Below are 10233 nucleotides of genomic sequence, written 5' to 3' on the forward strand. Positions count from 1 at the left end.
GGACTGGGACCGGTTCACCCCCGCGTACACCAGCGTCCGGCCCAGCGCGCTGCTGGCCGACCTCCCCGAAGCCCGCACCGCCCTCACCACCGTCACCGAGTCTCTCGCTCGCGATACCGCCGGCTCGGAGCTGCAGGACCGGCTCGGCCTCTTGCCCGCGGCCGAACGCCAACGGGCGCTGCTGGAGCTGGTGTCCGACCGTGCTGCCCAGGTTCTCGGCCATGTCGGCGCCGGGGCGGTGGAGGCCTCGCGGTCGTTCCGCGATCTGGGCTTCGACTCCCTCACGGCCGTCGAACTGCGCAACCGGCTCGCCGCCGAGACCGGCCTCAAGCTGCCCAGCACCCTCGTCTTCGACCACCCGACGCCGACGGCCCTCGTACGGCTGCTGACACAAAAGTTGTTCGCAGATGACACCGGCCCCAACGACGCCACCGACAGCCGCGGAACGGACACCCTCCTGCCCGTCCCGTCCCCGACCTCCACGACGGACGACCCGATCGTCATCGTCGGCATGGCCTGCCGTCTGCCGGGCCGCGTCGCCGGCCCGGACGATCTGTGGCGGCTGGTCACCGAAGGCACCGACGCGATCTCCGACTTCCCCGCCGACCGGGGCTGGGACCTCGACGCCCTCCACGGTCCCGCGGACGGTGACCGCAGCACCGGGCGCAGTCACACCCGCGCGGGTGGCTTCCTCCACGACGCTGCGCAGTTCGACGCCGCGTTCTTCGGCATCTCCCCCCGCGAGGCGCTCGCCGTCGACCCCCAGCAGCGGCTCCTGCTGGAGACCTCCTGGGAGGCCCTGGAGAACGCGGCGATCAGGCCGGACTCGTTGCACGGCAGCCGTACGGGGGTGTTCGTCGGGGCTGGCAGTTCCGGATACGGGGCCGGACTGCGCGAGGTGCCCGAGGGGCTGGGCGGGCAACTGCTGACGGGTGTCGCCGGCAGCGTCGTCTCAGGCCGGGTCGCGTACAGCTTCGGTTTCGAGGGCCCCGCGGTGACGGTGGACACGGCGTGTTCGTCCTCACTCGTGGCCCTGCACCTGGCGGGGCAGGCGCTGCGGTCCGCCGAATGCGACCTGGCACTGGTCGGCGGCGTGACCGTCCTGGCAGACCCGGGCGCGTTCGTCGAGTTCAGCTCGCAGGGCGGTCTGGCGGCCGACGGCCGGTGCAAGGCGTTCTCCGACGACGCCGACGGTACGGGCTGGGCCGAGGGCGTGGGTGTGCTGGTGGTCGAACGGCTCTCCGACGCGCGCCGTCTGGGGCATCCTGTGCTGGCGGTGGTGGCCGGTTCGGCGGTCAACCAGGACGGTGCGAGCAACGGCCTCACCGCGCCCAACGGCCCCTCCCAGCAGCGCGTCATCCGGCAGGCCCTCGCAGGTGCGGGACTCGCCCCTGCTGACGTGGACGCCGTGGAGGCGCACGGCACGGGGACGACACTGGGCGACCCGATCGAGGCGCAGGCCCTCCTGGACACCTACGGCCAGAACCGCGAACGGCCCCTGTGGCTGGGCTCGTTGAAGTCCAACATCGGGCACACCCAGGCCGCCGCCGGGGTCGCCGGCGTCATCAAGATGGTGCTGGCCATGAACCACGGCCTGTTGCCGCGGACCCTGCATGCGGAGCGGCCGTCGTCCCACGTGGACTGGGAGGCCGGTGACATCGCGCTGCTGACGGACAACGTCGAGTGGCCCCGCGTCGAGGGCCGTCCGCGTCGGGCCGGTGTGTCGGCGTTCGGCGTGTCCGGCACCAACGCCCATGTCGTCCTGGAGCAGGCACACTTGGGGCAGTCGCACCTGGAACAGGCGCACCCGGAGCAGGCGCACCCGGAGCAGGCGCTCCTGGAGCATGCGCACCTGGAGGGAGCCGGACCGGAGGAGTTCGCTCCGGAACAGCCCGTCGCGAAGGACGCCGGGGGATCATCACGGGCGGCTGCCGACTCTGCGGAACTGCCGCAGACGGAGCCCGCATGCGGGGAGCCGTCGCCGGACGAGTTCCGGGCCCTGGCCGAGGACGACGGCCTTCCCCAGCCGGCACTGCTGCCCTGGGTGGTCTCGGGCCGCAGCCGAGCGGCGCTGTGTGCCCAGGCCGAGCGGCTGGCCGCGTTCGTCGCTGAGCATCCCGAGGCCACGGCGGGCGAGGTCGCCGCGTCGCTCGTCCGATCCCGCTCGGTCCTCGAGCACCGGGCCGTGGTGTGGGGCGCCGACCGCGAGGAGTTGCTGCGCACACTCCGCGCGGTCGCGGCCGGCGAACAGAACGACGACGCCGTCATCGGCTCCACGCTCGCGGACGGTCGTACGGCGTTCCTGTTCGCGGGTCAGGGGTCTCAGCGTCTCGGTATGGGGCGGGAGTTGTTCAAGACGTATCCGGTCTTCGCAGATGCGTTTGACGGCGTGTGTGCGCATCTGGATGCCGAGCTTCCGCGTCCGCTGCGGGAGGTGCTGTTCGGTGATCATGGTGAGGCGCTGAACCGTACGGAGTTTGCGCAGCCCGCGTTGTTCGCGCTGGAAGTGGCGTTGTCCCGGTTGCTGGAGTCGTGGGGTGTGCGGCCGGATGTGCTGATCGGGCATTCGATCGGTGAGCTGGCAGCGGCGCATGTGGCGGGGGTGTGGTCGCTGGCGGATGCGTGCCGGCTGGTCGCCGCGCGGGGTCGGTTGATGCAGGCGCTGCCGGAGGGCGGTGCGATGCTCTCGCTCCAGGCGTCTGAGGAGGAAGTGCTTCCGCTGCTGGAGGGCCGCGAAGCCGAAGCCGGAATCGCCGCCGTCAACGGACCACTGTCCACGGTAGTTTCCGGCACCGAGGCTGCAGTGGGCCGAATCGCCGCCGACGTCGAGGCGCTGGGCAGGCGGATCAAGAGGCTACGGGTCAGCCACGCGTTCCACTCCCCGCTGATGGAACCGATGCTCGCCGACTTCCGTGCCGTGGCCGAGAGCATCGCGTACGCGGCGCCCCGCATCCCCGTCGTCTCCGACGCCACCGGCGCTCCCGCCACCACCGAGGAGCTGACCTCCCCCGAGTACTGGGTGCGGCACGTCCGGGACGCGGTCCGCTTCGCGGACGGCATACGCGCCCTGGCCGATCTGAACGTCACCCGCTTCCTCGAACTCGGCCCCAGCAGCACCCTGACCGCCCTCGTCCAGTCCTGTCTGCCCACCATGGACGGCCTCCAGTTGCCCGTCATGCAGGACGACCTTCCCGAGTCGCGGACCCTGCTGCGGGCCGTGTCCGCGCTCTTCGCACGGGGCGTCGACGTGGACTGGACGGCGCCCCTCCCGTCGCTGCTCCGCACGCCGGGCATCGCCCTGCCCACGTACGCCTTCCAGCGCAGGCGCTACTGGCTCGAGGTGCCTCCCGGGTCGTCCGGCGACGCCGCAGCCCTGGGCCTCGCCCCTACCGGTCATCCGCTCCTCGCCGCCGCCGTGCCGCTCGCGGGCAGCGGCACCGTCGTGCTGACCGGTCGGCTGTCGCTGCGCTCGCACCCGTGGCTGGCGGATCACCGGCTCGCGGGAACCCCCGTCGTCCCCAGCACCGCATTCCTGGAACTCGCGGTTCACGCCGGTGACCAAGTGGGCTGCGACGAGGTACGCGAACTCACCCTGGAGGCGCCGTTGACGGTGCCCGAACACGGCGCGGTCCGGCTCCAGGTCCGCATCGAGGAGCCGGACGCCCGCGGCACCCGCGCCCTGGCCGTCTACTCCCGCCCCGAGGACGTACGGACCGACGCAACGGCGTCCGACGGCGCGCAGTCGGACGAAGCGCGGCCCGACGACGCCGCGTGGACCCGGCACGCGGGGGGCCTGCTCGTGCCCGGCGGCCCGGCGGCGGACCGGCCAGACGCGGACCCGGTGCCGGATGCCGACTTCACCGTCTGGCCGCCGACCGGAGCCGAACCGGTCGAGATCGGCGATCTCTACGAACGTCTGGCCGCTCACGCGGGCTTGGAGTACGGCCCCGCGTTCCGCGCGCTGACCGGAGTATGGCGGTACGGCGCCGATGTGTGCGCCGAGGTCGCCCTCGGCGAGGAGACGCGCGAGCAGGCGCGGCGGTTCGGGTTGCACCCGGCGCTGCTGGACGCTGCGCTGCATCCGCTGGGACTGGGCCTGCTGGAGGGCCTGGGCGACGGACACCTCCTGTTCGCATGGCAGCGTGCCACGCTCCTCGCCGAGGGGGCGGGCACGCTGCGCGTCCGGCTGACGCGGTGCGCCGAGGAGGCGCTGACGCTCCGGGCCGCCGATGCATCCGGACAACCGGTCCTCGTCGTCGAGTCGCTGCGGCTGCGCCCCGCCACCCAAGGCCAGGCACCGGCCCCCAACACCGCAGGGGACCGTACGACCGACGCCCCCGCGGATGCGGCCACAGCTCCCGCGGAGGTACGTACGGACGCCTCCCCCGCGGAGGCACATGCGGACACCTCCCCCGCGGAGGCACGTACGGACGCCTCCCCCGCGGAGGCACATGCGGACACCTCCCCCGCGGAGGCACGCACGGCCACCTCCCCCGCGGAGGCCCCTGCGCGCGAGGTCACAGGAGACCCCGCCGGCCCCGCCGTCGAGGACCGCGCCGACGCGGACACGGACCGCCCTGCCACACCCCCGCGGCGGCCGCGCCGTCGTGCCGCCGATTCCGGCGACGCCGCCGGAGGGGCGGGCCTGCTGGACCGGCTCGCGGGCCGGTCAGCGGCCGAACGGCAGCGGGTGCTGCTCGATCTGGTGCGCCGGCAGGTGGCCGCCGTGCTGGACTACGTCGACGTCGAGGAGGTGGAGCCCTCGCGCGTCTTCAAGGATCTGGGCTTCGCCTCGATCACCGCCGTCGAACTGCGCAACCGACTCAGCGCCGACATCGGCGTGCTGCTCCCCGCCACCCTGGTCTTCGACCATCCGACACCGCTCGCGCTCGCCACGCATCTCGACGAGGAACTGTTCGGAGAGGTCAGGACCGGCTCCGCGGCGCCGGCCGCCTCCCGTGCACGCCTCGACGACGATCCGGTCGTCGTGGTCGGCATGGCCTGCCGCTACCCGGGCGGCATCACCAGTCCCGAAGAGCTGTGGGACCTGGTGGCGAACGGGGGCGACGGCATCTCCCCGTTCCCCGACGACCGCGGCTGGGACCTCGCGGCCCTCTACGACCCTGACCCGGACCACCCGGGCACCTGCTACGCCCGCGAGGGCGGATTCCTCCACAACGCGGGCCACTTCGACCCCGGCTTCTTCGGTATATCCCCGCGCGAGGCCGTCGCCATGGACCCGCAGCAGCGGCTGCTGCTGGAGACCTCGTGGGAGGCGCTCGAACGGGCCGGCATCGACCCGGCCTCCCAGCGCGGCAGCCTCACCGGTGTCTTCGCCGGCGTCACCTACCAGGACTACGTCGGCATCCTCGGCGCCGCCAAGGACAGCTTCGAGGGCTACATCGGCACCGGCAATTCCCCGAGCGTCCTGTCCGGCCGCATCGCCTACGTCCTGGGGCTGGAGGGCCCGGCGCTGTCCGTCGACACCGCCTGCTCGTCCTCGCTCGTGGCGCTGCACCTCGGGGTGCAGGCGCTGCGGCAGGGGGAATGCAACCTGGCGCTGGCGGGCGGCGTCACCGTCATGTCGACACCGGGCTCCCTCATCGAGTTCAGCAGGCAGCGGGCGCTCGCCGAGGACGGGCGGTGCAAGCCGTTCTCCGCGGACGCCGACGGAGCGAGCTGGGCCGAGGGAGTCGGCATGGTCGTCCTGGAACGGCTGTCCGACGCCCGGCGCAACGGCCATCCCGTCCTCGCGGTCGTCCAGGGCAGCGCCCTCAACCAGGACGGCGCATCCAACGGTCTGACCGCGCCCAACGGCCCCTCGCAGCAACGGGTCATCCGCGCCGCGCTGGCCGGCGGAGGACTCGCCCCCGCGGACGTCGACGCCGTCGAGGCGCACGGCACCGGCACCACGCTGGGCGATCCCATCGAGGCGCAGGCGCTGATCGCCGTCTACGGCCAGGACCGGCCGGAGGACCGCCCGCTGTGGCTGGGCTCGCTGAAGTCCAACATCGGCCACGCCCAGGCGGCGGCCGGTGTCGGCGGCGTCATCAAGATGGTGATGGCCATCCGCAACGGCGTTCTCCCCGCCACTCTGCACGCCGAGAACCCGACGCACGAAGTCGACTGGTCCGCGGGCACGGTGCGCCTCCTCAACGATCCCGTGCCGTGGCCGGAGTCCGGCCGTCCACGCCGCGCGGGCGTCTCCTCGTTCGGCATGAGCGGCACCAACGCGCACGTCGTCATCGAGCAGGCTCCCGATGACGCGACGCGCCACGACCCCGGTCCGCCGACGAACAGCGCCGTACAACCCGCCGTGGCCGAGCAGGCTCCCGATGGCACCGCGCTGCACGACGTCCCCGCCGCGGACGACTCCACCGCGCCGTGCGACACGGCCGATGCACCGCACGACGCCCCCTCCGTACTGCCGCTCGTGCCCGCCGCCCTGTCCGCCCGTACGACCGACGGGCTGCGCGCCCAGGCGGGCCGGCTGCTCGCCCATCTGCGTGCCCACCCCGAAACCGGACTCGCCGACCTGGGGTTGTCCCTGGCCACGACCCGTACCGCATTCGAGCAGCGGGCTGTCGTGCTCGCCGCAGACCGAGACGGCCTGGAGCGCGGTCTCCGCGATCTCGCGGAGGACACCATGGTCAGCGGCGTCGTGCGCGGCGTCGACCGGCGCGGCACCGGGCCCGTACTGGTCTTCCCGGGCCAGGGCGCCCAATGGCCCGGCATGGGCCGCGAACTCCTCGATACGGCACCGGAGTTCGCCCGGCGCATCGCCGAATGCGAGCGAGCGCTCGGACCGTACGTGGACTGGTCGCTGACCTCCGCTCTACGGGGCGGGCCGGATGCCCCCGACCTCGAGCGGGTGGACGTCGTCCAGCCCGTGCTGTGGGCCGTCATGGTCTCCCTGGCCCACCTGTGGCGTTCGTTCGGCGTCGAGCCCGCCGCCGTCGTCGGCCACAGCCAGGGGGAGATCGCGGCAGCCGTGGTCGCCGGTGCGCTGTCGCTCGAGGACGGTGCCCGCGTCGCCGCCCTGCGCTCCAGGGCCATTACCGCCATCGCGGGTGACGGCGGGATGATGTCGGTCCCGCTTCCGGCCGACGAGGTGCGCGCCCGCCTGGAGCCGTACGGCGACCGGCTCGCCGTCGCGGCCGTCAACGGTCCCGCTTCGTCCGTCGTATCCGGCGCCGCCGACGAACTGGACCGGCTGTTCACCGAATTGACGGGCGATGGGGTTCAGGCCCGTAAGGTCGCCGTGGACTACGGCAGCCACTCCAATCACGTCGAGCCCATCCGCGAACAGGTCCTCGACGCGCTCGCCGAACTCCGGCCCAGGCCCGCCGAGATCCCCTTCCGGTCCTCCGTGACCGGCGGCTGGCTCGACGACGACACCGTCCCCGACGCGACCTACTGGTACACCAATCTGCGCGAGACCGTCCGCTTCGAGGACGCGGTCCGCGGCCTGCTCGCCGCCGGCCACCGCGCCTTCATCGAGGTCGGACCGCACCCCGTCGTCGCGTTCGGGCTCCGCGAGACCATCGAGGACGACGCCGCCGACGCTGTGGTGCTCGGCACCCTCCGACGCGACCAGGGCGGCTTGGACCGCATGCTGATCTCCCTCGCCGAGGCCCACGCCCAGGGTGTGGCGGTGGACTGGCGGAGCGTCTTCGCCGGTACCGGCGCACAGCGCGTCGACCTGCCGACGTACCCCTTCCAACGTCACCGGTTCTGGCCGGAGTTGCGGGACGCCGAGCCCGAGGCCGAGGAAGGCGCAGCGGTCACCGACGAGGTGGAGGGCCGCTTCTGGCGCACCGTGGAGGACGAGGATCTCGAAAGCCTCACTGCCGCCCTCGACCTCGGGGGTGACACTCCTCTGCGCGATGTGCTGCCCGCGCTGTCGGCCTGGCGGCGCAGCAGCAAGGAACAATCCACGGTGGACAGTTGGCGCTACACCGTCGGCTGGACGCCGCTCACCCAGGACACCGCGGCAGCGCCCCCCTCCGGAACCTGGCTCCTCGTGGTTCCCGCGGCCGGTCACGCGCTGGCGGACACCACCCGGCAGGCCCTCTCGGCGCACGGCGTCCCCGTCCGGGTCGTGCCCGTCGGCGGCAGGTCCGGAGCCGACCGCGAAGGCCTGGCGGCGCTGCTGGCCGCGGCCCTCGCGAACACCGGTACGGACACCACCACGGGTACGGAGGCGGGCACCGGTACGGAGGCAGTCACCGGTACGGAGACCGCCACGGGCACGGACACCGGCACTGGCACCGTTCCCGCCCTGCAACCGGCCGATCTCGGCGGCGTGCTGTCCCTCCTCGCCCTCGACGAGAACCCGCACCCCGAACACCCGTCGGTGCCCGCCGGACTCGCCGGCACACTCACGCTCCTCCAGGCCCTCGGAGACCTGGGCATCAGCGCGCCACTGTGGTGCGCCACCCGCGGAGCCGTCGCCGTCACCGGCTCCGAGACCGTCCTCAGCGCTCCGCAGGCGCTCGTGTGGGGCCTCGGCCGGGTCGCCGCCCTGGAGCACTCCGACCGCTGGGGCGGCCTGATCGATCTGCCCGCCGTCCTCGACCGGCGGGCGGGCGACCGGCTGTGCGCACTCCTCGCCCGGCCCGACGGCGAGGACCAGACCGCCGTACGCGCCTCCGGCACGTACGGTCGCCGGCTGCAGCGCGCCCCGCTCGCCGCTGCCACCCCGCCCGACGAGAGCTGGCGCCCGCGCGGCACCGTCCTGATCACCGGCGGGACCGGCGCGGTCGGCGGGCACGTATCCCGCTGGCTCGCCTCCCTCGGCGCCGAACACCTGCTGCTCACCAGCCGCCGCGGGGCCGACGCGCCGGGCGCAGCCGAACTGGCGGCGGAGCTGACCGGCCTCGGCGCCGGGCGCGTCACCCTCGCCGCCTGCGACGTCGCCGACCGCGACGCCCTGCGCGACCTCCTCGGCTCGATCCCCGAGGAGCAGCCGCTCGACGCCGTGCTGCACGTCGCCGGAACCCTCGACGACGGTGTGATCGACGGCCTCGACCCCGGCCGTATGGAGCCGGTGCTGGCAACCAAGGCCACCGCCGCCGTGAACCTGCACGAACTGACCGCCGATCTCGACCTGTCCGCGTTCGTGCTCTTCTCCTCCACCTCCGGCACCATCAGCGGCCCCGGCCTCGGCAACTACGCGCCCGGCAACGCCTTCCTGGACGCCCTCGCCCAGCAGCGCCGCTCGCTCGGCCTGCCCGCCACCGCCGTGGCCTGGGGCCACTGGGCCGACGGAGGCATGGGTGACGGCGCGGTGGGCGAGCGCCTGCGCCGCTACGGCGTCTACGACATGCGGCCCGAACTGGCCTGCCAGGCCCTCCAGCAGGCCCTCGACCACGGGGAGACATATCTCGCCGTCACCGACATCGGCTGGGAACGCTTCGCGCCCGCCTTCACCGGCTCCCGTCCCAGCGCACTGCTGCGCGATCTGCCCGACGCCCAGCGCGTCCTCGCCCCGGCCCGCGGCACGGCCTCCGGAGGGACCTCCAACGACGCCTTCGGCGACGGCACGGAGGGCGACCAGCCGGCGCTCCGCCGCCACCTGGCCGGGCTCACGGGCGCCGAACGCTCCGACGCCGTCCTCGATGTCGTACGCGGCTACGTGGCCACCGTTCTCGGCTACCCCGGGCCGCAGGCCGTCGAGCCGACCAGTGCCTTCAGCGACCTCGGCTTCGACTCGCTGAGCGCCGTCGAACTCCGCAACGGCATGAACAAGATCACCGGGCTGCGTCTGCCGGCGACCCTGGTCTTCGACTATCCCAACTGCGCGGAACTGGCCCGGATGCTCCTCGCCGAACTGGGTGAACTCGGCGACACGTCCGACGACGGCGACCGAACGCCCGCCACGGCGGGCCCCGATGCCGTGTCCGCTCCCGTGGTCGACGACCCGATCGTGATCACTGCGATGAGCTGCCGCTTCCCCGGCGGCGCGGACACTCCGGAGGAGTTCTGGCGGCTGCTCGCCGACGGCGCCGACGCCGTCGGCCCGTTCCCGGCCGACCGGGGATGGGATGTCGACAACCTCTACCACCCCGACCCTGACCACCCCGGCACCTGCACCGCCCGAGAAGGCGGATTCCTGCGGGACATGACCGGCTTCGACCCCGGCTTCTTCGGTGTCTCTCCGCGTGAGGCGCTGGCGATGGATCCGCAGCAGCGGCTGCTGCTGGAGCTGGCGTGGGAGGCGTTCGAGAGGGC

1 protein-coding gene is annotated in these 10233 nt (G+C 73.3%); it reads left to right on the top strand.

Features of this window, described 5'->3' with window-relative positions; translation table 11 throughout:
- Positions 1-10233 (top strand): type I polyketide synthase (locus tag AB0M26_RS30530; protein ID WP_365266080.1); only part of this gene is annotated, 10233 nt, incomplete at both ends.

It is taken from the genome of Streptomyces sp. NPDC051776 (assembly GCF_040681345.1).
Lineage (GTDB): Bacteria > Actinomycetota > Actinomycetes > Streptomycetales > Streptomycetaceae > Streptomyces.